Genomic DNA, 25,079 nt, shown 5'->3' with positions numbered 1-25,079 from the left:
GTGCGCGATGAAAGCAAAGATCCCCTGTGCAAAACGCACAGAGGATCCAAAATCACCCGATCAGCATTCTGCCCTCCGGCAGAACGGAACCGCTTTTCTTTTTGCGCATTAAAATCGCCACGCCGAATGAGACAGGGCCTACGCGGCCGATGAACATCGTCAGCGTCAGGGCAAGCTTTGCAAGCGGATGCAGCGTCGGGGTCAGGCTTGCGCTGAGGCCGACCGTCGCAAAGGCGGAAACGGCTTCAATTATCGCATCCAATATGGAAACACCGTGGTGCAGCGCTAAAATGAGGCTCACGTTCAAAACGGAGACCACAAGGGCGAACGCCACGACCGTAAGGGACTTGTACACCATACCGGGGTCAAAACGGTGGCGCAGGAACGTAGTGGTGTCTTCGCCGCAAAGAGTGGATTTCACCGCCGCAAACAGCACCACAAGCGTCGTCACCTTAATGCCGCCCGCCGTGGAGCCCGGGCAGCCGCCGATGAACATCAAGAACGACGTGAGGAGCTTTGCACCATCCGTTTCCTGCTTAATGCTGACGGAAGCAAAGCCCGCCGTGCGCGTGTTCACCGACTGAAAAAACGCCGCGTTCAGCTTTTCAAAAAAGTTCAAATCACGGTATGTATTGTTATACTCAAGAATAAACAGCATCACCGTGCCGAAAACCAGAAGCGTCAAAGATGCACGCAGACAGACCTGCGCGTGAAAGCTCAGCTTTTCCACGTGCTGCCGGTGCAGGCGCGTCGAGACTTTCTTGCGGTAAATATCCTGAAACACCACAAAGCCCGTGGAGCCGATGATGATGAGCATGGAAATCGTCAGCGTGACGAGCGGGTCGCCGTTAAAGGCCGATAAACTCGAATTGCCGGGGATGAAGCTTAAAATATCGAAGCCGGCGTTGCAGAACGCCGAGACGGAGACGAACACCGAGGCCCATGCGCCGAGCCCGCCATAGAGCGGCACGAAGCGAACCATGAGTAAAAGCGCGCCGAGAGCTTCCACCACAAACGTAAACGCGACCACGATGCGCAGCAGCGAGATGACATCCAAATTGCTGCCGCCGGCGCTTTCGCGGGCGAGTACAAGGTGGCGAATGCCGATGCGGCGGCGGACGAGCAGCGTGAGACCCGTTGCAAACGCGGCAAGGCCGAGGCCGCCGCACTGAATGAGCACAAGCAGAACGCCCTGCCCGAAATACGACCAGTATGTAAACGTGTCATACACGGAAAGGCCCGTGACACACGCGGCGGAGGTCGCCGTGAAAAGCGCGTCCACAGGGTTTGTGAACCGCCCGCTTTTCGCCGAGATCGGCAGCGTGAGCAACACGGTGCCGATAAAAATAAGTATCACAAAGCTGACGACGAACATGCGCGTGGGTGACGTACGCTTTACTATTTTTTGTAATCTGCTCGTTTTCATAAACTCCGACCGACTTTCTCCGGGCGCGCCCGGAACAGATTTATGCCAACATGAGTTCGCTGATCTTTGTGCGGCGCAACGCCATCATCAGCGGCACACCGAGCACATAGCAGACGATGAGCTCGCCGATGCCGACCGAAGCGGCACCCGCGATGAAGCCTGCAAGGGAGAGATTGCCGAAAGCAAACGTGCCGTTATCCGCAAGGCAAGCCACTTCAAAGCCGACAATGAGGGCGTTGAAAATGACCGGCGGCAGCGGCGCCAAAACCGGGATCTCTTTCCAGCGAATGTTGCGTACAAGGTAAGAAAAAATGCCCGCGAGCAGCGTTGCAAGCGTGCCGAACACCCAGTCTACGACGCCGAGCGGACTTGCAAGGTTCGAGATGAGGCAGCCGACGGCAAGCCCGGGGATGGCGGCCGGCGTAAAGGCCGGGAGCACCGTTAAGGCTTCCGAAAAGCGGAACTGCACCGCGCCAAACGCCAGATTCATGGCGGCAGCGGCGTAAGTGAGGACAGCATACAGCGCCGCAATCACGGCGCTGAGCGCCAGAAAGCGGACTTTTGAGGTTTTCTTATTCATTTCAGCATTCCTTTCCGCGGTCCGGGAGCCGCCCCGGCCGCGCTAGTTTTGTTTAAGGTCAGGATGTCACGACTGACCGTGCTGCACAAATGGGCGTACAGCAACAGGATATAGCATAAGCAATTTAGGACGAAAAGTCAAGCGTTTCGGGGATATTCTACCGATTATCGAAAAATGTCGGATTTGTAATCGAAATTTTGTTCGTTTTTGAGCATGGACAGGCGGTTTTCATGGACATTGTTGATTACATAAACGAAGTTGACCGCAGCAATCGTGAATATGCAAAAAGCCCCTGCCCGCAGTGAATGAACCGCACCAGATTATGCGGACAGCACAAAAAGCCCCCATGTAGGATATTGAGTTTTAAGCAGAGTGGCGCAGCGACAGCGGTGCCACTCCCGTTTTTGTTTGGATGCGTTCGTGGTTATAGAAGTAAATATACCTGTCGATCAGTTCGTTTGCTTCTTGGAACGTCTTTGGCTTGTGGCGGTAGATGCACTCTGTTTTCAGAATGGAGAAGAAATTTTCTGCCATGGCATTGTCATAAGGATTTCCTTTCCTTGACATGGACGGCGTTATGCCGTAAGATTGTGTTAGCTTGAAGTATGCTTGCGATGTGTATTGAAAGCCTTGGTCGCTGTGGAGCTGCAACTCCGCAGCGACTTTCTCTTTCTTCATTGCCAGACGAATCGTGTCCAGAACAAGATTCACAGTCTGCCGACTTGCAGTCTTGTAGGCCACAATACTGTTGTCATACAGATCTCGGATCATGGACAGATATAAAATGCCTTCTTTTGTGTGGATGTAAGAAATGTCCGTGACCCATTTCTCGTTTGGCCTGACCGCCCGGAACTGTCTGTTCAACAGATTTTCGTATTTGTGTACCTGCTGACCAAGATTTACCCATTGGCGGCGTCGGCGAACCTCAGACAATAATCCATATTTTTTCATGATTCTGAGCACAGTCTTCGGATCTCTTTGAATATTTCTGCCTTTTAACCACTTCCATACACGTCGATAGCCATAGGTCTTATCTGTCCTGCGCTGACATTCCTCGATTTCCTTTGCCACAACAGCATCGCGATCCGTCTCTCCCAGACGCTTTTTAAAGCAGTAGTAACCACTTCTGGATACCCCGAAGAATTTGCACATAACAGATATTGGGTATTCTCCCCGGTGACGGTGAATGACGGCGTACTTTGCCTTTGGCCTCACTTCCTTTCTGTGGACTGCAGAAAATCCTGCAGTAATTTCACTTCCATCTTGAGCCGCTTATTCTCATACTTATATTCCTGCAGCGTCTTTGCAGGCTTCCTGCCACGAAACTTCGGCGCACCCTTGGCGGCTTTTTTGCGTTGCCGCTTCAGCAGATTGTGAACCGGACGGTCTCCCTCCAAGCCAAGTTCCGCTTCGATTTCCCTGTGGTTCTTCCCTGATTCTAACATCTTTTCTATGGTCGGTAGTAGAACCTGCATATTGGTGTATCTTCGTTTGCTCATAATGAATCCCCCCTGATGTACTTATTATCCTACATCAGGGGGGATTTTGTCTATTGTCCTGTTTTACTGGTTCTGTTCAGAAACGCGGGTAGGAGCTTTGTTTTGCTGAATTTACTTTAAATTACTCTTTGGAGATGTCGGTGCCGAAGTATTTTTCGGAGAGAGCGGTAAGGGTGCCGTCCTCACTCATTTCCTTCAGCGCGTCGTTGACGGCTGCGAGCAGCGTTGCGGTGTCGTCGCCCTTACGGATCGGAATGGCGACCTTTTCGACTTCATCGGAGAACGTAGCAATCTTGATGTTCGCTTCCGGGTGCTCCTTTACGTAGTCTGCGAATACGACTTCTGCGTTCAGGGTCGCATCGATACGGCCGGAGAGCAGGAGCTCGATGGTCTGGTTGAGGTCGTCCACGCCCGTGACCGTTGCGCCGTGGGCTTCTGCCTGCGTTGCGTAGGTGCTGGAAATGGTATTGGCGGTCGTTTTGCCCTCGAGATCTTCCATGGAGTTGATCTCATCGTAATCGCCGCGCACGATAACAGCGGTGCGGTTATATGCATACGGGGTAGAGAAGTTGTACTTTTCCGCGCGCTCTTCGGTGACGCCTACGCCGTTGACCATGATGTCATAACGGCCGTCATCAAGACCGGCAAGCAGGCCGTCCCACTCGCCCTCGACAAAGTTGACCTCTACGCCGAGCTTTTTTGCGATGTTCTGCGCAACTTCTACGTCATAGCCGACAAGGTTATCATCGGCATCGTGGTATGTCCACGGCGCCCAAGTGCCTTCCATCGCGACCGTGATGGTGCCCTTTTCCTTGATCTGCGCGAGCAGGTCGTTTTCTTCCGCTGCGGAAGACTCGCTTTCTGCTTCGCTCGATGCAGAGGAAGCATCGCTGCTGCTTGCCGCACCGGACGTTGTGCCGCCCGAGGAGCAACCCGTAAGCACGACTGCCGTGAGCATCAGCACAGCCATAAGTAAAGAAAGTGTTCTTTTCATGTTCTCTTACTCCTTTGCTTAAGTAGGATAAATATGGATAACGGACTGACAAAAATCAATCCATGTCTCCCTGAATGGTACGCAGGAACGCTTTTGTGCGTTCCTCCTTCGGGTTCTCGAAAAATTCTTTCGAGGAGCCTTGCTCGACGATAACGCCGTCTTCCATGAAGATGACCTTGTTTGAGACCGTGCGGGCAAAGCCCATTTCATGTGTGACGACGAGCATCGTCATGCCCTCATTTGCGAGGTCGCGCATGACGGAAAGCACTTCGCCGGTGAGCTCCGGATCAAGCGCGCTCGTCGGCTCGTCGAAGAAGATAATCTCCGGGTTTGTCGCAATGGCGCGGGCAATGGCAACGCGCTGCTGCTGGCCGCCGGAAAGCTGCGAGGGGTAATAATCGTAACGGTCGGAAAGACCGACCTTGTCGAGCGCTTTTTTGCCGATCTCAACGGCTTCCGCCTTGTGCATTTTGCGGGCGACGATGAGACCCTCTGTGACGTTCTGCAGCGCTGTTTTGTTTAAAAACAGATTGTAGTTTTGGAACACGAACGCCGTTTTGCGGCGCAGGCGCGCAATCTCTTTTTTGGTGATCTTATCGAATTCGAATTTTTCGTTATCAAAAATCAAGGTGCCGCTGTCGGCTTTTTCGAGGAAGTTTATGCAGCGCAGGAGGGTTGTTTTACCGGAGCCGGACGGGCCGATGATGGCGACCACATCGCCCTGCTCCACGTCGAGATCGACGCCGCGCAGCACATGCAGCTCGCCGAAGGATTTTTTAATGTCCAGAATTTGCAGCATAACTCAGCCCTCCTTGTGTCCGTAAGACGCGAGCTTCTTTTCGCCAAAGCGCTGCACCCAAGTGAGCACCGTAGAGAAAATGAGGTATATAAGGCCGACCTCAAGGTATAAAAGTAGCGGCTCATACGTGCGCGCCACGATACGCTGTGTGACCATGAACATTTCCGTTACGGTGATGTTCGCCGCAAGGGAGGTGTCCTTGACCATGGAGATGAGCGAGTTGGAAAGCGGCGGGAACGCCGTGCGCATGGCCTGCGGCAGCACAATGCGGAAAATGGTCTGGAGATAGGTAAGCCCCACGCACTGACCGGCTTCAAGCTGACCCTTCGGCACGGATTCAAGCGCAGCGCGGATGGTCTCGGCACAATACGCGCCCTCATTCAGGGAAAACACGATAACTGCCGCCGGAAACGGATCAAGCAAAATGCCGACGCGGGAAAGGCCGAAGAACACAACGAACAGCTGCACGAGCAGCGGCGTACCGCGGAAGATCCAAATGTAAAAACGCGCGATCTGCTTTAAGACCTTCACATTTGCGAACTGCACCAGCGCCATAATGACCGCGATAATGAGTGCAAAGGTGAACGAAATGACAGTGAGCGGAATGGTGACCGTCAGGCCGGGGATGAGAATTTTCGGAAAGGAGTCTATAAAAAGCTCCCATAAACGTCCGCTGAACATAGCTTTTGTTCTTCCCTCTTTCTGAAAACGAATTTCAATATAAATATACGCCCTGTACTTTACTTGAAGTTTAGTATACCCGTGATGGGGTAAAATGTCAAATACCTATAATGGATTGAACCACATGCTTTTCGGGCATAGTATACCTTTTTCGTATGGTTTCAAATGCAACTGAAAAAACCGGGTCTCCCAAACGGCAAGCAAAGCGACCGTTAGAAAGACACACATGCAAAAAGGGACAGCACAGCGCTATCCCTTTTCGAGTATTCAACTTTTGAATTTAAATCGGTTCAAAACTCACACCGTGTAAAAGCGGAACCATTTTAAGGACGTCTGTTTCGTGAAGACAATGCGCAGCTCGGTGAGGCCGGCTTCGGCGGTGACATCGCACGTAAACGATGTGAACTTTGTGAGGCTTCCGGTACCTGTGCCGCCCGCTTTGCCGAGAACTTTTCCGGTCTTGTTATCCGCAAGGAGGATCTCCACGTCGCCGGAGGGCGCGCTCATGGCGCACTCGAACGCATTGCAGCCGGTGAGATCCATGTTCTTATACACGAGGAAGCTGCGGAAATCCTTCGCTTCCACATACGTTTCGCCGTCGCGCTTATCCGTGAGGAACGTGACGCCGCTGTAATCATCGGCATCGATGGCTTCCTGCTTGAAGAAGCCCGGTCGACCCGGGAACGCTTCGCCTGCAATCTCCACGTCGGCGGTAAGGCGAATATCGTCGCTCGCCGCGCCGACTTCCATTTTGTACACGCCGCTTTCGACCGTGTAGATCTTTCTGCCGTTGCACCAAATGGCAAGGTCGTCGATCTTGAAATTCAGCGTAACGGTGACGGTCTCGCCCGCCTGGATGTGCACGCGCTTGAAAGCTTTGAGTGCATGGATGGGACGCACACGCAGGGAGCTCGGCAGGCTCATGTAAAGCTGCACCACTTCGTCGCCGTCAAGAGCGCCGGTGTTCTGCACGTTTATAGTCGCGATGACTTCGCCGTTTTCCTGCTTAACAGTCGGATTGCTGTATGCAAAAGTCGTATAGCTGAGGCCGTAGCCGAACGCGTAGAGCGGCTTGCCCCTAAAATAGAGGTACGTCACATGGTTTTTCGCGATGTCGTAATCGTCAAGCGCGGGGAGATCACGAACAGAACGATACCACGTGGTCGGGGTGCGGCCGGCGGGATTGTTTTCACCGAAGACGGTCGCAGCAGCAACATGGCCGAGGCACGGACCGAGGTGCGTGGAGCACAGCACGGCTTTGGCGGTGTCCTTCTCCTTGTTGATGGCGAACGGATAGCCCGTGACGAGGTACAGCAGAGTACTCTCATTTGCAGCTGCTGCGGCGTCCAGAAGCGCGGTCTGGGCTTTCGGCAGGCGGATATCCGGACGGTCATACTCCTCGCGCGCGTTGATGAGCGGCTGGTTACCCGCGCAGACGATGACGTGGTCGGCGCGTTGCGCGAGCTCTGCCACACGCTCTGCGCCGGAGGAAACGACTTCCAGTGTAAACTGCTTGCAGGGGCAGTCACCGGAGCCGGCCTTTGCAACGAGCTTATTTTCGTCGTTTACGGCCACAGCGCGGTGCTGCCAGGTATCGAGGTACAAAACGCCGTCTTCTTCCTTGGCATACAGCAGTTCTTTCACGAACCAGCCGAACACCACGTCTGCCGTACAGTTCATGCCGGGGTCGATGGTGACGGCGTTTTCGTCCTGCGGGGTCTCGTCGAAGAAATTTTTGTCCTCGGTGAGGTACTTGCCGGTGCGCACGCTGCGCAGCGTCCATGCGCCGAAGTCCCAATCCGCGCGCTCAAAGAGGTCGGCGGTGTTCTCGTCGGCATCGGCATATACCGCGCCGTTTTCGGCGATGCGCAGGTACTTGCCGGTTTTTTCGGAGCGGATACGCACGCGGTCAAAGCCTTCATCGAACAGTACGCGGTCTTCGCCGAGCTTTTCTCTGAAGCCCTTGACGACCGGCGTTTGGTTCGGTGCATAGCCGCAGTACCAGCAGGTGTAGTTCTCATTTGCGAGCGGGCCCACGACCGCGACGGTGCACTTGCCGTCGTCGGTTAAAGGCAGCATACCACGGTTTTCAAGCAGGATGACGGACTCCTTTGCCGCTTTTACGGCGAGCGCCTTGTGCGCGGGGCTTGCGAGCTTTGCGGGGTCAATGTGCGCATAGGGGTGGTCTTCATCGAAATCGCCGAGCTTAAAGCGCAGCAATAACGTGGAATACACGGCTTTATCGAGGTTTTCTTCGGTGAGGTAGCCTTTTTCGAGCGCTTCGCGCACGGCAGGGTCAACCATGGAGCGGCTGTCGAGCATCATATCCGCGCCGACGCCGAGGATGTCGCCCATAGACTGCGCGTGGTGTTCATATGTACGGTGCGCGGCGACGTTCTGGCCGAAATCGCCGCCGTCGCTGACAGCGAACGTCATGCCCCACTCTTTTTTACAGATTTCCGAAACGTCCGGGTTGTTGACGCCCTCTACGCCGTTGATGCAGTTGTACGCCGTCATAAGGCCCGGCGCGCGGCCTTCGCGCACGGCGGGCTCAAACGCTTTTAAGTAATACTCGTGCTTTAAGCGCGGGGTGATGTTCGCGTTCGTCGTCTGGCGTTCATTTTCGTAGTTGTTGGCGTAGAAATGCTTGAGCAAAGGCGCGGTCTTCAAATATTTCTCGTCCTTGCCCGTAAGGCCGCGGCAGTAGGCGGCGCTCATTTTACCCGTAAGGCACGGGTCTTCGCCATAGGCTTCTTCGTTTCTGCCCCAGCGCGGGTCGCGCTCCATATCGATGGTGGGTCCGAAAAGCTCCAGAGAGGACGGCCTTTCTTCCATATCGTGCGTGATGCGCGTTTCGTCGCCTGCCATGTCGCCAAGCTGCTCCATGAGGGCATCGTCGAACATGGCCGCCATGCCCCACGGCTGCGGCAGAATGGTGGTCTCGCGCTTTTGGTCGCGGTTTACAACGCCGCGCGCGATCTCGGTGCCGATATGCGTCTTTTGAATGCCGAGGCGCGGAATAGCATCGAGCTGCGACGTGATCATGCCGACCTTTTCTTCGCGCGTTAAGCGGGAGAGCAGGTCTTTTGCGCGCTCTTCAAACGGCAGGGTGTTATCTTGAAAACGGTATTTCATGCGAAACTCCTTTCAAAACTCGTTATTTTATAGAAAGCATGCCGCACAAAGCGGGGCTCTATGCGGCAGCATTTCAGTACGTATCAGAACCAGGAATCCGTATAGCTGGCTTTTTTCGTTTCTTCGCTCGGGGCGGGTGCGGCAACGTGCAGCACAGGCGTTTCCGTGCAGTTTTCCACACGGAGCGTCTTCGGCTCGTTCGGGTAGAGCGTAACGTAGTTATCATCATAATGCACGCGGTCGTCGCTCGTCATGAGGTACGCAAACGGCGTGTACACGCTCGCGCGGATCGTCACGAGCAGATCGTTGCCGTCCTGCTCCACCTTTTCAATCTTTGCGTCGCTTTCCGGGAAGACGTAATCGCGATAATACGCACGCAGGCTGTCGGCGGTGTCGAAGCCCTCGGCGCTTGCAAAGAAGAAGCCGCGCTTCAAATCATTGCAGACGGAAATGTGGAACTGCTGCATGGAGTGCGGAGCAACCTTGAGCGTCTTTGTGCAGAGACTGTCGGTCTCGCCGGTAAAGGTCATGTAGCCGCAGTGAATATCCGCCGTGAACGCTTCGGGCGTTTCGTTGATGACAGTCACTTCTGCGCCGCCCTCACACGCGCGGATGATGAGCTTTTTCGTTGCAAACGCGCGCTTTAAGAAATAGAACGAGATCTTTCTCGTCAGGTAATAATCGATGATCGTCCAGCCTGTCTCCGGCCAGCAATCGTTGTACATCCAGATGAGATCGCCTGCGCCGTACGGCTTGCGGCGCATAGCTTCGGCAAGCTCGGCGTACAGAAGGCCCTGCATGATGCCGCTGTACAGCAGATAGCCGTGTTCATCGAGGGCTTTGAACTCCGTCAAATGGCGGTCAATCGCGCCGTCGATGTTGCTGCGCTTGCGGTCAAACTCGCCGTGGTGCTTCCAGATGGGGTTATCGAAGCGCATTTCGGTGCCGTCGAGGTAACGGCGAACGGTGCTTTCCATCTGTGCGCCGAAGAAGCCGTATTCACTGGAGAAGCGCGCCGGGATGCGGTCGAACGCCTCAAGCTCATAGACAAACTTGAACTTCGTTTTCGGGTGACGGCCGAAGAACGACCATGCATGTACGTCGCCCTGTTCGCTCTCGTTGGCGCGGTCGCCGAAGTACGGCGAGGACGGCATATACGGAACGAGCGGGCTGTTGCGGTGCACGGCACGCGGCTGAATATAGTTGAATATCTTCTCGCCATAGAAGCGCTCCGGCTTGATGGGCGCCGGGAACCAATCGGTGTAGGATTCCGCAATCTCGTTGTTGCCTGTCCAGATGGCCATGCAGGGATAATGTGCAAGGCGCTTTGTCTGGTACTCGGCTTCGCGCTCCGCCTCAAAGAGGAAATCGTTTTTGTGGTCGGGGTAGAACGCGCAGGCGTACATAAAGTCATGCATCAGCAAAATGCCGTACTCCGAGCAATATTCATAGAAGCAGTCCGGCTCATACGTGCCGCCGCCCCACATGCGGAACATGGTGAAGTGCGCCGCCGCGCCCTCGCGCACGAGGGTCTCGTAGCTTTCCTTCGGGGTGCGCAGATAAAGGGAATCCGTCGGCACCCAGTTGCCGCCCTTGCAGAAGATGCGCACGCCGTTCACCTTAAAGAAGAAGTTGCGGCTGCCGTCTTCAAGCTTAGAGGTATCGAGCTCCAAGGTACGGATGCCGATCTTCTTCGGCTGCATCTCGTGCAGGATGCCTTTTGTGACGCAGCAGGCTTTAAAGGTATAGAGGTTCTGCGCACCGTAGCCGTTCGGCCACCAGAGTTTCGCGTTTTTGATTGTGACGCGTTCCTCGGCGAAGTTCACGCCGCCGACGAGCATGAGCGTTTTTTTGCCGGTATAAACGGTTTTACCCTCAAATTCGAGCGTATAGGTGAGCTCGCACTCGGCGCTTGAGACCATGTCGGATTTTTCGATTTCGAAGTGGAACTCCACTTCGGCGTCATCGCCGTCGAGTTTTAACGTATCGACGCGGGACGCGATGACCTGCGCACCGCTGAACGCTTCAATCTCGATGGAGCGGCCGATGCCGCAGGTGGGCACGGGCTGGCACCAGTCCCAGCCGTAGGTAAACTGCGGCTTGCGGGTGTAGACACGCTGGTCACAGATGGCGTTTTCACTTGCGCAGTAGAACGAAACGGCGTCGCGCGGGTAGTGCAGCTCCATGCCGGAGGTGAGGCGAATAACGAGCTGGTTTTTGCCGACGTGCAAAAAGCGCTTGATGTCTTCGCTGAACGCGCAGAACGCGTTTTCGTGGTGCGCGGCGGGCATGCCGTTTACGATGATATCCGCGTTGAAGTCGAGCATTTCAATGTTGAGGCGCACGATATCTTCGTTCAGCATCTCCTCTGTGACGTCAAAATCGCGGACGAGCCACCAGGAAAGATCCTTGATCCACTGGTTTTTCTTTGTGTTTTCCTTCAAAAAAGGTTCTTCTGCGATGCCGTTTTCGATGAGGGCGGTGGTGACGTCGCCCGGCACGGTCATGGGGATAAAGCCGTATTTAGAAGGGAACGCATGATTTGATTTATCCGTCATCACGTGAAAATGCGGGTTCGGGTCTTTTAAGAACTCTGCCTGTTCTTCTTCGGAAAGGTCTTCAAGCTTTAAGAATGCCGGCAGCGTTGCGCGCACGGGGGCTGCGTCCATTTTACGCAGCACTTCGTTGTAGCGCTCTGCCGTAACGTCCATAAATTCGCCGCGCAGCTTCCACGCGCCGGCAAGAGACAGTTTGCTCATTTTTTTACAACTCCTTCGGGGGATTTGCATAGGCGTATATTTGCCTTTCTTTGCATTGTAGCCGATGCAAAGCGAGAATTCAATAGCTTTTTGCAAATTTCATATAGAGAAAAAAACGCACATTTTCTTGTAAACATGCACAGTTTTTTCGCGGATTATTTTTGCATAAGAAACAAAATGGGAGAAGCCCGAAAGCTTCCCCCATCTGTATACATTTTAATCGAGATCCGATCAGTCGATTACGCTTCGCCGTGAGCAGCGAGGTACTCTTCCATCTGAGCGCTGAGCTCTGCATAGTCCTCGTTTGCTTCAGCAAGAACGTCCTCGAGGCCGAGGCTGTTCAGCGTTGCAACATAGTTGTCCCAATCGTCGATGGATTCCTGACCGGCGATGACACCCCAGAGGTACTGATCCTTCTCATCCTCGATGTCAGCGCTGCACTCGGTCCAGGACTCGAAGGAAGCCGGATCCTTCCACTCAACGAGGTGAGCAGCAGCATAGCGGCTGTTTTCGCCGGACTTGTTGAACAGAGCGGTAGTCTCCGGAGTATTGGAGATGTTGCACTCGTCCTTACGGTTCATGAGGTTATCGAACAGCTTGAGGCCGATATTCTTAGAGGTGTTCTCCTCGGAGTCCGGGCCAACGATAGCGACATACTGGCCGTTCTCGTCGTACTTGTAATCGGTGCCTTCGATACCGAAGCGGCGTGCGATGTAGTTATCGGAATCGCACATGTCATCCCAAGTTGCATACAGTCTTTCCGGATCGGAAGCTGTGTTGGTGATTGCGAAATATGCCCAAGCAGCGCTTGTAGCCGGGTCTTCCTGCGGGTTGCCGTTGGAACCCTTGACCATGTCGATCGGTACCCACTTAGCATCCGGGTTGGAAGCATAGAAGGACATCATCGGAGCAGAGTCCGGGTTGTTCCATGCGCACCAGCTGTACGTTACGCCGAAGCCGCCGTTTGCCATCTGCTCGTCACGGTCGGTATCCTGCGTGATGTTCGGGGTGATGTAGCCCTTTGCATACAGATCAGCAACGTCGCTAACCCAGTTCTTGGTGCCCTCGTTAGCCGGGCCGTAGGTGACAACGCCGTCGTCATCTACGCAGAAACGGCTGTAATGGGTCTGGTCATAGGACTGAATCCACGGCCAGAAGGAACGGAAGTCGTAACCGTCGCCGCCGAGGCCGTAGGTGTCGTTCTGACCGTTGCCGTCCGGATCGTCCTCCGTGAAAGCGCGGAGCACTTCGTTGAGCTCTTCGATCGTGGTCGGAGCCTTAAGATTCAGGTTATCGAGCCAATCCTGGCGGATCCAGAGGTTCTCGCAGGACGGTTCAGCAACGTCGCCCGGGATTCTGTAAATGGAGCCGTCGGCCTCAGATGCATAGAAGAGGGTCTTCGGGTCCATCTTGTTGTAGTAGTCGCGGATAACGGTGTACTTATCCATGTAAGCGGAGACATCGTCCAACAGACCTGCCTTCACCCACTTGTTGTACTCGGTATCCATGGTCCACCACCACATGATGTTCGGCATGTCGTTGGATGCCATCAGCAGGGAGATCTGGGACTGGCCGTCAGCCCAACCCGGGAGAACAACGAGATTGAACTTAACGTTGTACTTTTCCTCAAGTTCCTTCTGAACGCGGCTGTCAGCTGCGGTGAAGCCGGTCATAACTGCAACGGAAACGTCCATCGTTTCGCTCTGGTTCAGAACGTCGATCTTATCGCCGGTCGCAGCTGCGCTGCTGTCGGTAGAAGCTGCGCTGCTGTCGGTAGAAGCTGCGCTGCTGTCGGTAGAAGCAGTGCTGCTCTCGGTGGAAGCCGTAGAGCTTGCGGAAGAATTGCCGTTGCTGCCGCACGCTGCAAATACGCTTACGCTCAGTGCAAGTGCCAGAACAACGGATGCGATTTTCTTCATGTTCATGACTAAAATCCTTTCTTTGGAAATGATGATAATATAGTTTTCCGAAGCCATGCTTCGGGACAACCCAAAAGAGTGCGGGCTTAGCCCTTAACGCCGCCGATCATAACACCCTTAACGAAGTACTTCTGCACGAACGGGTACACGATGAGGATCGGCACCGTGGAAACCACGATGGTACCGGCCTTGATCGTCTGTGCGTTGGTATTCGTCTGCGCCATGACGTTGACGCCTGCCTGCTGCATTGCCTGCTGTGTATTCGTCAGCATGTTGCGCAGAACCGCCTGCAGAGCCCACTTATCAACGGAGCGGATATAAAGGACCGTGGAGAAGTAGTCGTTCCAGTAGCCAACCGCCGTGAACAGCGCGATGGTGGCGATGGTCGCCTTGGAAAGTGGCAGGATGATGGAGAAGAAGATGCGCAGGTCGGTTGCACCGTCGATGCGGGCAGATTCTTCAAGGCTTTCCGGAATGGAAAGGAAGAAGCTCTTCATGATGATGCAGTTGTATGCGCTTACGAGACCCGGCAGGATCAGCGCGAGGATATTATCCATAAGGCCGATATTCTGGATGAGCAGGAAGCTCGGAATCATACCGGCGGAGAAAATCATGGTGAAGAGGACAAGCGTCATCAACACTTTGCCGCCGCGCAGTCTGGACTTAGAAAGCGGATAAGCGGTCATAGCGGTGAGCAGCGTGCCCAGTGCCGTACCGGCAATCGTGACGATGATCGTGGTACGGAAGCCCGTGTAGATGTTCGGGTTTTTAAATACGGATTTATAAGTATCCAGGTTAAAGCCCTTCGGCCAGAGGAAGATGCCGCCCTTCATGGATGCTTCAAGGGAGCTGAAGGAAAGCATAATCTCATGCCAGAACGGATACAGCATGACGAGGCAGAGCAGCGTAAAGAACGCGTAGTTGAATACGGTAAAGATCTTTTCGCCTGTAGAGGTTTTGATTTTGTTCTTTTCCATGTTCATAACCTCCTTACCAAATACCCTCGTTGCCGGTCTTCTTGGCAACAAAGTTGACGATGAGGATCATGACGAGAGCGATGATGGATTTGAACATGCCCGCTGCGGTAGAGAAGGAGTAGTCTGCCTTCTGGATACCGATACGGTACACATACGTATCGATGATATCGGCTACGTCATAAACCAGTGCGGAATACAGCATGAAGATCTGGTCGAAGCCTGCGTTTACGATGTTGTTGCAGTTGAGGATCAGCATGATAACAATCGTCGGGGTAATCGCCGGCAGCGTAATGTTGATCATCTGCTTCCACTTGCGTGCACCGTCAATCTCGGCTGCTTCGTAAAGCTGCGGGTCAACACCGGACAGCGCCGCGAAGTAAATAATCGTGCCCCAGCCCATCGTCTTATAGATGTCGGTGATAATCAGCATCGGGACGAAGAGTGCCTTGTCGGTAAGCACCTGCAGGTCCTTGCCCGTGATGCTCTTGAGGAGCGCGGTAACGAGGCCCGTGGACGGATCGAGGAAATTCATGATGAGACCGGCCATAACAACCCAAGAAATGAAGTGCGGCAGATAAAGGAGTGTCTGCGCCACTTTCTTAAACTGCATGTTGCGCATCTCGTTCATCATCAAAGCGAGGATGATCGGAATCGGGAAGCCACATACCATCTTCAAAATGGAGATGTAGAGGGTGTTGTAGAAAGTCTGCATGAACGCCGGCTTATTGAAAAGCTTGATGAACTGGTCAAAGCCTACCCATGTGCTGTTCCACATGTTGTAGGGGTTGAAGTCCATAAAAGCAATCACATTGCCGAAGATCGGGATATAGCGGAAGATGAGCATGAAAAGCATGCCGGGAAGAATCAGAAGATACAGCCACTTGTCGCGGACAACATCTTTTTTAAAGCGCTCCCAGCCGCTCAGCTCATACGCCGGCTTTGCCGGTTTAGCTGCTGCTGCCATACGGTATAACCTCCTAAAAATATTGTGATGACCGCGCTTTCAATAAGAAAGCACAAGGCTGTTTTTGCCCGAGGCAACATCCGAATAACAGGTTTCCCCCGTGACGCTGAAACATACCGAAACTTGTCCCCTTTTCTGTGGAACCGCTGCCATAGAAAAAGAGACACGAACAAAACAAGTTAAACGATTTGCTTTGTATTTGGTGCATCTTACAAAAACACGGTATATCATTTTGTTTGCATTTGTGATTTTATCACCCTCTTTTGTGAATGTCAACAACAAAAATAGCCTATACTCGGTTTTTTACCCAAATTTGTCATTGGTTTTCGGTTTGTGCATCTTGCCTAATTTATTTTGATCTCGCTTTCTACTCCATACAAGTTTGTGTAAGCGGTTCCATATTTTTCATGCGTTTTCAAAAGACAACAAATTGCTAAATTCGCAGAATTTATGAAACCGCTTTCACAACTCTTGCAGTTATCCAACTGTATTTCACTGGTTTTTTCAAAAATTTCGGAAATTTTGCAGGAATATTTTGTGTTCAGTCATTTCGATCAATTTAGGGCAATTTCATTTTCCTGTGCAAGTTGAAATAATATAAACGTACCTTTATTTTTATTGTTAAATCATGTTTATCTTTTAATCAAATAATTTTCGAGTTGTACACTGTAACGGCGTACCAAATTACAATTTTGTAATTTTTTAAAATTGTCTTCAAAAAGGCGAAAAACTTCATTCACATTTGCTTCTTCCCCCTCTGACCCGAAAATACGCAAGATACCGTCTTGTAACTTTCCTAATTCACATTTTGCACGCCATCTCCCGTTTCGGACGCTTGACGACAGAGTAAAAACGCAGTACAATTATAGTGAAATAACCTGCACAGCAGGCAAACGGACAAGAAAGGATTGAACCTATTATGGCACTTAAAGTCGGCATTCAGCTTTACTCCGTGCGCGACGAAATGAAAAAAGACCCGATCAACGCGATCCGCCAGGTCGCAGAGATTGGTTATAAGAACCTTGAGTTTGCAAGCTCCAACGCAGATACAGACCCGGGCGTAGGCTTCGGCGTCAGCGTTGAGGACATGCAGAAGCTTTTAAAAGAGACCGGCGCAAACCTCATTAGCGGCCACATCCGCCCCATCAATGAGGAGACCATCGACCCGATGATTGCGTACCACACGCAGGTGGGCACGAAGTACCTTGGCCAGTCCGCAGACTTCTACACCGGCTACGACCAGCTGATGGAGCGCTGCGAGTATTACAACTGGGCGGGCAAAAAGCTCTCCGAGCACGGCATCAAGTTCCTCATCCACAACCACTACCACGAGTTCCAGAAGCTGAACGGCAAGGAAATTCTGTTCCACATCATGGACAATACCGACCCGAACTACGTCAGCTTTGAGCTTGATACGTTCTGGGCAATGCGCGGCGGCATGGATCCGCTCGCTGTTATGGACCGCCTCGGCGACCGCCTGAAGCTCATTCACCAGAAGGATTTCTCCAAGACCTCCGATTCCCCGATCAACCTGTGGACCGTCAACGACCCGAACGTGCTCGTCACGTGGGACAGCTTCGGCAAGGGTTCCGACCACAAGGATTTCTGCGAAATCGGCACCGGCATCATGGACATCCAGTCCATCATCAACAAGGGCAATGAGCTTGGCGCAGAGTACATTGTGCTTGAGCAGGATCACACCCAGCTGACCCAGATGGAAAGCGTCCGCATCAGCATGGACAGCTTCCACAAGTTCTCCGGCCTGGATTGGTAAACCTTTTCTGAACTTAAAAGGGTATCTCGGCGAAAACCGAGATACCCTTTTTTATTTGCCTGTACCGTACATTTCGTCCATTTCATTTTCCTTTGCAATGCGCAGCAGGCGGTTGTATTTTGCGGTGCGGTCGCTGCGGCACGGCGCGCCGGATTTGATGAACCCTGCGTTTACGGCAACGGCAATATCCGCGATGCTTGTGTCCTCCGTTTCGCCCGAGCGGTGCGACATGACGATCTTCATGCCGTTCTCCTTTGCAAGCTCCACGGCGGCGAGCGTTTCCGTCAGTGTGCCGATCTGGTTCGGCTTTACAAGCAGTGCGTTTGCGGCCTTGCGCCCGATGCCCTCGCGAATTCGCATCGAATTCGTAACGAACAGGTCATCGCCGACAAGCATGATTTTTTTGCCGAGCTTTTCGGTAACGGTTGTCCACGCGGGCCAATCCTCTTCGCCAAGCGGGTCTTCAATCGAGCAGATGGGGTACTTTTCGCACAGCTTTTCCCAATACGCGATGAGCTGCGCGGAGGTATATTTTGTGCCGCGCTTCGGTAAAAGATAGCCGTCGTTCGCCGCCCATTCGCTCGCAGCCGCGTCAAGCGCAATCTTCACCTCGTCCGTCGTGTAGCCCGCGCTCGAAACGGCCTCCAAAATGACCTCTATCGCTTCTTCGTCGCTTGCGAGGTTCGGCGCGAAGCCGCCCTCATCGCCCACGGAGACCGCAAGACCGCGCTGCTTCAAAATGCTGCCGAGCGTGTGGTAGATCTCGCTGCCCATGCGCACGGCCTCCGAAAACGATTTTGCGCCCACGGGCACAATCATGAACTCCTGAATATCCACGTTATTCGCCGCGTGCGCGCCGCCGTTTAAAATGTTCATCATCGGCACGGGAAGCTTCTGTGCGTTCGTGCCGCCGAGGTAGCGGAAAAACGGTTGTTTATAGTGCGCGGCAAGCGCCTTTGCAGCAGCGAGCGACACCGCCAATGTGGCGTTTGCGCCGAGCTTTTCTTTGTTTTTGGTGTTGTCAAGCTCAATGAGCATTCTGTCGACGTTCTGCACCGTCACGCGCTGCATATTTTCGAGCACCGGGGCAACGGTTTCCTCAATGCCCTCCACGGCTTTTTTCACGCCGCGCCCGAGATAGCGCTTGCGGTCATTATCGCGCTTTTCGTGCGCTTCAAATTTGCCCGTCGATGCGCCGGAGGGCGCGTTCGCCGTGCCGACGGAGCCGTCGCTCAAGATGACCGTTGCGCCGACGGTCGGCGTGCCGCGGGAATCGAGAATTTCCGTCGCCAGAACCTTTTGTATTTTCATCGTTTTCATCCTTTCTGTTTTGCAATACGCTTTCAGTATGTCCAAAAGCCATTTTTTCATGCTTTATATCTGGAAAGTTGAAAACCGCTGTGATATACTGTGCTCATCCTCAGTACACTGCACCAAAAAGTAATTTCTGCATGATATCAAATAAAACAGCATCGCTTTAAAAACCGAACGGAAAGGAATTTTCACCATGAACAAACTTCTGCACACCCCGCTCACCGTCCATAATGTGGAACTCGCAAACCGCCTTGTCATGCCGCCGATGGCAACCGGCAAAACGCCGGACGGTACCGTGCAGGACGACCTGCTCGCATACTACGACGCGCGCTCCAAAGGCGGCTGCATCGGACTCATCGTCACCGAACACGCTTACATCAGTCCCGAGGGCAAGGCGCACGAGGGCCAGCTCTCCGTTTCGCGCGACACCGATATTCCGGGCCTTACAAAGCTTGTGGAGACTATTCATAAAAACAACACCGCCGTCATCGCGCAGATCAACCACGCGGGCAGCGCGGCAATGGAGGAAATCACCGGCTATCCGGCAATCAGTGCGAGCGTCACGGCACAGCCGGAGTATGCACGCAAAAGCGAAAAGCCCGTGCGCGAAATGACCGCGGACGACATGCACGCCGTTGCAAAAAAGTTTGCCGAAGCCGCGCTGCGCGTAAAAGAAGCCGGGTTTGACGGCGTAGAAATTCATGCGGCACACGGGTATCTTCTTGACCAGTTCTACTCCCCGCTCGGCAACAAGCGCACGGATGCTTACGGCGGCGACCTCGACGGGCGCATTCACCTGCTTTTGGACGTCATCCGCGCGGTGCGCGAAGCCGTGGGCGCGGATTACCTCGTTGCCCTGCGTCTCGGCGCGAGCGACTACACCGAGAGCGGCGCGACCATTGACGACGCGGTGTATGCCTGCAAAAAGTTTGAGAAAGCCGGTGTTGACCTGCTCGATATTTCCGGCGGCTTCTGCGGCTTTACGGTGAAAAACAGAAAGGGCCCCGGTTTCTTTTCGGACGCTTCCTCCGCGATTCGCGAAGCCGTGCATGTGCCGGTCATTCTGACGGGCGGCGTGACAAAGGCGAACGAAGCCGAAGTACTGCTTGAGGAAGGCGCCGCCGACCTCATCGGCGTAGGCCGCGCGATTTTCAAGGACGCCGACTGGGCGAAAAAGGAAATGGAGGAATAACCATGAAAGACGTGTGGAAAGTCTACTTTAACGGCAGCTTCGGCGGCAAAAGCCCGGACGGCAGCCACCCCGGGCAGGTGCTCAAGCTAAATCAAAAGTTCCGCTTTGCGGGACGCGATTGGTACGTGCCCGCGGCGTACCTTACCGCAAAAGGACTTGTGCTCGACATTCTCATGCGCGCTGATAAAGCGGCGCTCGAAGATTTCTGTAAAAAATGGGAGCACCTTGAAGATGAAGACGTGCCGAACGATGTATTCGAACAGGCGGAGCGCGAAAATCCGCTGGCTTTTGAGTTTTCGCCGCAAATTGAGCTGAACGGACAGACGCTCCCGTTTTCGCAGGGTCACGGGCTTTCGTACCACCCGCTGTTTCAAAACGCTGCGGCTTGTGAGCCTGCACTCGACGAAGACGAAATCGATTTTGACACGCCCACCGAGCGCGCGATCATCGACCACTACGGGCTAAACCCCGAAGACGGCTGGGCGATTCACCGCTATTCGTTCCCGTGGAAGACGAAGCGCCGCCCGAAAAGCATTTCGTCGCTCGCGTTGACGCTGACCCCGCAGCCCGTGCGCGTGCCCGGCGCGGAGTTTGAAGTTCAAAAGCCCGGCGACATATTTACGTTTTCCCATAACGGCATACCGTACACGCTGACGGCTCAGAATTTGGAGCCGCAGACGCTGCCGAAAAACGCTTTTTCCGACGCGCGTTTCGATTTTCCAAATCGATTTACCGCAATGACCTATACGGTCTCGCCTGCCCCGCCGAAAAACCTCATCTCCGTTGAGGACTGCGCGCAGAACGATCCGCCTGTTGAGCGCGAAGCGCCCAAGGACTACCCGTTCATGCCCGAAGCGCAAAACGCTGCCGTTATCGGCATCATCGGTGGCGCAGACGGACCCACGGCGCTGTTTGTCACGGCAAAAAGCGAAGACAAAACCGTGCTGACCGCCTGCTCGGCGCTGCATTTTGCGCCTCCGAAGAAGATCACGTGGCGCATCGTCTTCCATGAAACGCCGTTTGCACCCGAGACATTTCCTCTTCTATAAAAACTTGAGCGGTAAAATTGTGAGCCTATGACTTCGTTCATGTGGAAAATCCCCTTCCGTTTCGGCTTTCCGCCTTTCTTCGGATTTATTATAACCGACCGTTTTTACCCGCACAAACAGGCACTTCTTTGTAACTCTCTAAAACCCTGCGCCACATAAAAAAACACTCCAAAAAGCGGTTAAAACCAACTTTTTGGAGTGTTTATCATTTTATAAGCTATCTTACACGAAATTCAGCGGGTCAACGCGCGTGCCGTTCTGGTAGACCTCAAAGTGGAGGTGGTTGCCCGTGGACTGACCTGTGGAGCCGACATAGCCGACGATCTGGCCCTTTTCCACATATTCGCCTGCGGAAACCGCAAGCGAGCTGCAATGCGCGTAGCGCGTGGAATATGTACCGTTGTGCCAGATGAGCACGTTATTGCCCCAGGACCAGTGGTACTCCGCAGAGATGACCTGGCCGGATTCCGCCGCGTAAATGGGGGTACCGTACGGAACGCCGATGTCCACACCGCCGTGCGGCGAGCCACTGAACATGCCGCCGAAATACTGTGTGATGCTGCCGTAGCCGTAGCCCGCAAGCGGCCAACTGAATGAAAGGTCGCCGGTGTTCAAAACATCGCTCGTGTTACCCGAGCCGGAAGACGTGTTGCCGCTGCCGGAGTTGTTGTTCGCGGCATTCTGGTTCGCTTCTGCCTGACGGCGTGCTTCCTCTTCCTTTTCGGCCTGCGCGTTTCGGTCTGCAATAAGCTGGTCAAGCTGCGAAACGTAATCTTCCTTCGCCGCCTCGGCCGCCGCCAAATCGCTTTCCGTCTCGCTGCTCTGGACATTCAGCTCGTCGATGAGCTTCTGGTTTTCTTCCTCGAGCGCCTGCAATTCTTCCTGCTTCTTTTCAAGGTCTTTCTTCTGGTCGGCAAGCTCTTCTTTTTCTTTGTTGAGCTCATCGCGCTGATCCTGCGTCTGAATGCGGTAAAGGCGGATTTTCTCCATCAGCTCGCGGTCGTGCTTCGTGATGGTCTTCATTGCCTCGGAGCGCATGGAAAAATCGTAAAGGCTCGTGGAATCAAATAAGATCTGCAGCGTCGTCAGGTTGCCGCCGGAAGCATACAGCGAGCGCAAACGGACTTTCAATTCCGCAAATGTATCGGCATATTCCTCGTCCGCCTTTTTAATCTCGGCTTCGAGGTTCGTGATGTTCGTATTGAGCTGCGTAATGTTCTGCACCGCAAGGTCGATGCTCGTCTGGTACGTCGTGATCTGCTCTTCGAGCGTTGCCTGATATGCTTCGGCTTCACTCGTCTGGTCGCGCAGCGAATCAAGTTTTTCGTTAAGGCGCTCGGCCTCGGCTTCATTTTCCGCCTGCTGTGATTTAATGGATTCAATCTGCTCATCGTATTCTGCCGTCGTGGTCGCAAAGACCGAGTTGGAGGAAATGAGCATCGTCACCGCCAGCACACCGGCCACAAAACGCAAGCTTTTTTTCTTCATCTTCATATCGATTAACTCCGTGTTTTCACAAAAATCAAGAGTCCTAAAAAAACTCTACCCTTATAATATATTACAATTCGGTAACTTTTTCAAGGCTTTTTGAAATCTTTCTGTAATCAGACACGGAAAGTTTACATTTCAAAAGAAAAAAGGGAAGCACTTAGCTTCCTCAATTTTCTGCATTAGAAATATCAATCCAAGATTTCTTTCGCCGCGCCGACGCGCTGCACGTCGTCCCCGTCTTTAAAGCCCGGTGCGTCCGCAAAATCGAAGCCGAACGCATTCTTTTCCGGAAACAGTTCCAAAAGCGGGAACAGCACGAACGCGCGCTCCAAAATGCCGGGGTGCGGCACATTGAGCTCCTTTTCGCGCTGTGTGAAGCCCTCGTACAGCAAAACATCTAAGTCCATGCACCGTGCACCGTGGTAAATTTCCCGCACGCGCCCCATCGCTGCCTCTATGCCGAGGCACGCGCCGAGCACCGCGCTTGGCGAAAGCTCCGTTTTCAGCAAAACGCAGATATTCCAATAGTCCTGTTGCTCGTCCGGCACGTCAAACGGCGCGGTCTGCCACACGGAAGAAACATTTTCGACCTCCGTTTTCGGCAAATGCGAAAGCGCCGCGAGCGCTGCGCGCAGATTTTCCCGGCGGTCGCCTAAATTTGTGCCGAGCCCCAAGACGACGCGCTTCATGCACGGCTCCTTGTCATTTCGACCGAGACGTAATCGAACACCGCGTTGATGGGCGCTTCCGGCTTTTTCAGCTCCACCGTCACGCTCTGCACCTTCGGGTAGTTCTCCAAAATCGCATCGCATACCACCTGCGCCGCGCGCTCAATGAGGTCATATTTCTGCGCCGTGAACACCGCGTTCACCGTTTTGCGCACGGCGGCGTAGTTCACAGTCTCGTTGAGGTCATCTGTCTGCGCCGCGCGGGAAATGTCCGCCTGCATTGCAATGTCTAAAATAAACTTCTGGCCGTTTTCCTTTTCCTCCGGGTTCACGCCGTGGTAGGCAAATATCTCAAGGCCCTTAATACGTATTGTTTCCATTTTATACTCCCTTTCTGAATTGCTTTATCGCGTCCGCTACGCGCGCCGCCTGCACCGCTTCAAACGTATCATGCACGCGCACCATGTCTGCGCCGAACAGCACCGATGCCGTATGTGCCGCCACCGTGCCCGCCATGCGGTCTTCAAACGGCGGGTTGCCGCAAACAGCACCGATAGCGCGTTTTCTCGACGCCGCCATCAAAAGTGCCGTACCCGGCACGCGGATTTTCTCCGGGTTTGCGATAAGCGCGAAATTTTCCTCATTTGTCTTGCCAAAGCCGATGCCCGGGTCGAAGCAAAGGCGATTTTTATTGACGCCACGCTGTTCCGCTTCCGTCGTTTTCTTCTCGAAAAATGCCCGAACGCGTTCCAAAATGTCGCCGCCCGCGCCGTTCAGGTCATCCGGATCGCCGGGGTGCATCACGATGCAGCCGCAGTCGGTGTTTTCCACCGCGCGCCACATTTCCGGTGCAAAACCCGTCACGTCGTTGATGATATGTGCGCCGGCTTTGAGGGCTTTTTCTGCCACCTCGGGGTAAAACGTGTCGATGGAAACAGCAAGATTCGTCTTCTCCGCAACTGCCTTCACCACGTTTTCAATGCGCGCCCATTCTTCTTCGGGTGAGATGCGCACGCTGCCCGGGCGGGTGGACTGCCCGCCGATGTCCACAATGTCCACGCCCTGCGCTTCCATCTCTACCGCGTGGCGCACCGCTTTTTCGGGGTCAAAATACTTGCCGCCGTCGGAAAACGAATCCGGCGTCACGTTCAAAATGCCCATCACATAGGTTCTGTTCAGCGGAAAGTGTTTTCCCGCCGCGTAAAATTCCGTCATATCGGTCTCCTTACTTTGCGAGCAGCAGCATGACCTCGTTGCGGGTCTTCGCTTCCGTACGCATGCAGCCGCGCAAGGCAGAGGTCTGCGTCAAAGCGCCCGCCGCACGCGCGCCGCGCATCGTCATGCACAGGTGCTCCGCTTCAATGAACACCGCCACGCCGCGCGGATTCAGGTTTTCTTCGATAAAGTCCGCAATCTGCGCCGTCAGACGCTCCTGCACCTGCGGACGCCGCGCAAAGCAATCGACAATACGGGCAAATTTGGAAAGCCCGATGATCTTGCCGTCGCGCGGGATATACGCAATATGGCACTTGCCGATGAACGGCAGCAAATGGTGCTCACATACGGAGTAAAGCGGAATGTCCCGCACAAAAACGAGCTCGTCGTGCTCGCCCTCTTCGTGGAAAATTTTGAGATGCTGCTTCGGGTCGGATTTTAACCCCGAGAAAATCTCCGCATACATGCGTGCCACACGGTTCGGCGTTTCCTGCAGGCCCTCGCGCTCCGGGTCTTCTCCAACAGCCAGCAGAATTTCCCGCACCGCTTTTTCGATTCGTTCCAGATCCATAAATGAACACCCTTTCCCTCATGTTTCTCGTTTCCGTCATTATAGCACAGAAGCTGAGAAAAAGAAACGGCC

Annotated in this window: 21 protein-coding genes; 3 read left to right on the top strand and 18 right to left on the bottom strand. The window is 53.8% G+C overall.

The window, feature by feature from the left end:
* Positions 1 to 52: 52 nt before the first annotated feature.
* The 12 genes from ACLTX1_RS05445 to ACLTX1_RS05390 form a co-directional block, all read right to left on the bottom strand.
* A complete protein-coding gene (locus ACLTX1_RS05445) occupies positions 53 to 1,426 on the bottom strand; it encodes a TrkH family potassium uptake protein (RefSeq protein WP_308449898.1) in 1,374 nt (457 codons plus the stop codon).
* A 40-nt stretch (positions 1,427 to 1,466) separates the two neighbouring features.
* Positions 1,467 to 2,006, bottom strand: a complete 540-nt coding sequence (locus tag ACLTX1_RS05440) for a QueT transporter family protein (RefSeq protein ID WP_412330584.1) — start codon at positions 2,004 to 2,006, stop codon at positions 1,467 to 1,469.
* Positions 2,007 to 2,369: 363 nt separating this feature from the next.
* Positions 2,370 to 3,221 (bottom strand): IS3 family transposase, encoded by an 852-nt coding sequence (locus ACLTX1_RS05435; protein ID WP_395507468.1) that lies wholly within the window; start codon positions 3,219 to 3,221, stop codon positions 2,370 to 2,372.
* Positions 3,218 to 3,505, bottom strand: coding sequence for an imidazolonepropionase (locus ACLTX1_RS05430; protein WP_395507467.1), 288 nt, complete (start codon positions 3,503 to 3,505; stop codon positions 3,218 to 3,220). The genes ACLTX1_RS05435 and ACLTX1_RS05430 overlap by 4 nt, the downstream gene beginning before the upstream one ends.
* Positions 3,506 to 3,626: 121 nt before the next feature.
* On the bottom strand, positions 3,627 to 4,499 hold the full coding sequence (locus tag ACLTX1_RS05425) for a transporter substrate-binding domain-containing protein (RefSeq protein ID WP_308449820.1): 873 nt from the start codon (positions 4,497 to 4,499) through the stop codon (positions 3,627 to 3,629).
* Between the two features lie 55 nt (positions 4,500 to 4,554).
* Positions 4,555 to 5,298, bottom strand: coding sequence for an amino acid ABC transporter ATP-binding protein (locus ACLTX1_RS05420; RefSeq protein ID WP_308449819.1), 744 nt, complete (start codon positions 5,296 to 5,298; stop codon positions 4,555 to 4,557).
* Between the two features lie 3 nt (positions 5,299 to 5,301).
* Positions 5,302 to 5,979 carry an amino acid ABC transporter permease gene (locus ACLTX1_RS05415; protein WP_343284755.1) on the bottom strand — a complete coding sequence of 226 codons (678 nt, stop codon included), beginning with the start codon at positions 5,977 to 5,979 and terminating at the stop codon, positions 5,302 to 5,304.
* Positions 5,980 to 6,276: 297 nt separating this feature from the next.
* A complete protein-coding gene (locus ACLTX1_RS05410; protein WP_412330583.1) occupies positions 6,277 to 9,114 on the bottom strand; it encodes a glycoside hydrolase family 3 C-terminal domain-containing protein in 2,838 nt (945 codons plus the stop codon).
* An 83-nt stretch (positions 9,115 to 9,197) separates the two neighbouring features.
* A complete protein-coding gene (locus tag ACLTX1_RS05405) occupies positions 9,198 to 11,873 on the bottom strand; it encodes a glycoside hydrolase family 2 protein (protein ID WP_308449817.1) in 2,676 nt (891 codons plus the stop codon).
* 239 nt (positions 11,874 to 12,112) lie between these two features.
* Positions 12,113 to 13,798: a hypothetical protein gene (locus tag ACLTX1_RS05400; protein WP_412330582.1), complete on the bottom strand. Its 1,686-nt coding sequence runs from the start codon at positions 13,796 to 13,798 to the stop codon at positions 12,113 to 12,115.
* A gap of 80 nt (positions 13,799 to 13,878) precedes the next feature.
* Positions 13,879 to 14,769, bottom strand: a complete 891-nt coding sequence (locus ACLTX1_RS05395; RefSeq protein WP_308449815.1) for a carbohydrate ABC transporter permease — start codon at positions 14,767 to 14,769, stop codon at positions 13,879 to 13,881.
* A gap of 13 nt (positions 14,770 to 14,782) precedes the next feature.
* Positions 14,783 to 15,733, bottom strand: a complete 951-nt coding sequence (locus ACLTX1_RS05390) for an ABC transporter permease (protein WP_395591552.1) — start codon at positions 15,731 to 15,733, stop codon at positions 14,783 to 14,785.
* Positions 15,734 to 16,652: 919 nt separating this feature from the next.
* On the opposite strand from ACLTX1_RS05390, the gene ACLTX1_RS05385 reads away from it, so the two are divergent.
* A complete protein-coding gene (locus ACLTX1_RS05385) occupies positions 16,653 to 17,507 on the top strand; it encodes a sugar phosphate isomerase/epimerase family protein (protein ID WP_176821101.1) in 855 nt (284 codons plus the stop codon).
* A 51-nt stretch (positions 17,508 to 17,558) separates the two neighbouring features.
* Here the strand turns inward: ACLTX1_RS05385 and eno are convergent, their stop codons facing one another.
* A complete protein-coding gene (eno, locus tag ACLTX1_RS05380; protein WP_412330581.1) occupies positions 17,559 to 18,827 on the bottom strand; it encodes a phosphopyruvate hydratase in 1,269 nt (422 codons plus the stop codon).
* Between the two features lie 187 nt (positions 18,828 to 19,014).
* Between eno and ACLTX1_RS05375 the strand changes: the two genes are divergently transcribed.
* Both ACLTX1_RS05375 and ACLTX1_RS05370 read left to right on the top strand, forming a co-directional pair.
* Positions 19,015 to 20,013, top strand: a complete 999-nt coding sequence (locus tag ACLTX1_RS05375; RefSeq protein WP_308449812.1) for an NADH:flavin oxidoreductase — start codon at positions 19,015 to 19,017, stop codon at positions 20,011 to 20,013.
* 2 nt (positions 20,014 to 20,015) lie between these two features.
* Positions 20,016 to 21,062, top strand: coding sequence for a hypothetical protein (locus ACLTX1_RS05370; RefSeq protein ID WP_412263243.1), 1,047 nt, complete (start codon positions 20,016 to 20,018; stop codon positions 21,060 to 21,062).
* Positions 21,063 to 21,284: 222 nt separating this feature from the next.
* Here ACLTX1_RS05370 and ACLTX1_RS05365 read toward each other — a convergent pair whose 3' ends face one another.
* From ACLTX1_RS05365 to folE, 5 genes are all read right to left on the bottom strand, one after another.
* Positions 21,285 to 22,556, bottom strand: a complete 1,272-nt coding sequence (locus ACLTX1_RS05365) for a murein hydrolase activator EnvC family protein (protein ID WP_316688264.1) — start codon at positions 22,554 to 22,556, stop codon at positions 21,285 to 21,287.
* 185 nt (positions 22,557 to 22,741) lie between these two features.
* A complete protein-coding gene (folK, locus tag ACLTX1_RS05360; protein ID WP_395506677.1) occupies positions 22,742 to 23,242 on the bottom strand; it encodes a 2-amino-4-hydroxy-6-hydroxymethyldihydropteridine diphosphokinase in 501 nt (166 codons plus the stop codon).
* Complete coding sequence (gene folB, locus ACLTX1_RS05355) at positions 23,239 to 23,601, bottom strand: dihydroneopterin aldolase (RefSeq protein ID WP_308449808.1); 363 nt, start codon at positions 23,599 to 23,601, stop codon at positions 23,239 to 23,241. Before folB ends, folK begins: the two co-directional genes overlap by 4 nt.
* 1 nt (position 23,602) lies before the next feature.
* Positions 23,603 to 24,436 carry a dihydropteroate synthase gene (gene folP, locus ACLTX1_RS05350; RefSeq protein ID WP_412263247.1) on the bottom strand — a complete coding sequence of 278 codons (834 nt, stop codon included), beginning with the start codon at positions 24,434 to 24,436 and terminating at the stop codon, positions 23,603 to 23,605.
* Positions 24,437 to 24,446: 10 nt separating this feature from the next.
* On the bottom strand, positions 24,447 to 25,007 hold the full coding sequence (gene folE / locus ACLTX1_RS05345; RefSeq protein WP_176819551.1) for a GTP cyclohydrolase I FolE: 561 nt from the start codon (positions 25,005 to 25,007) through the stop codon (positions 24,447 to 24,449).
* Positions 25,008 to 25,079: the final 72 nt, after the last annotated feature.

The sequence above is a fragment of the Hominenteromicrobium sp. genome, from assembly GCF_046974225.1.
Lineage (GTDB): Bacteria > Bacillota > Clostridia > Oscillospirales > Acutalibacteraceae > Hominenteromicrobium > Hominenteromicrobium mulieris.
This window is presented reverse-complemented; position numbering and strand designations above follow the sequence as displayed.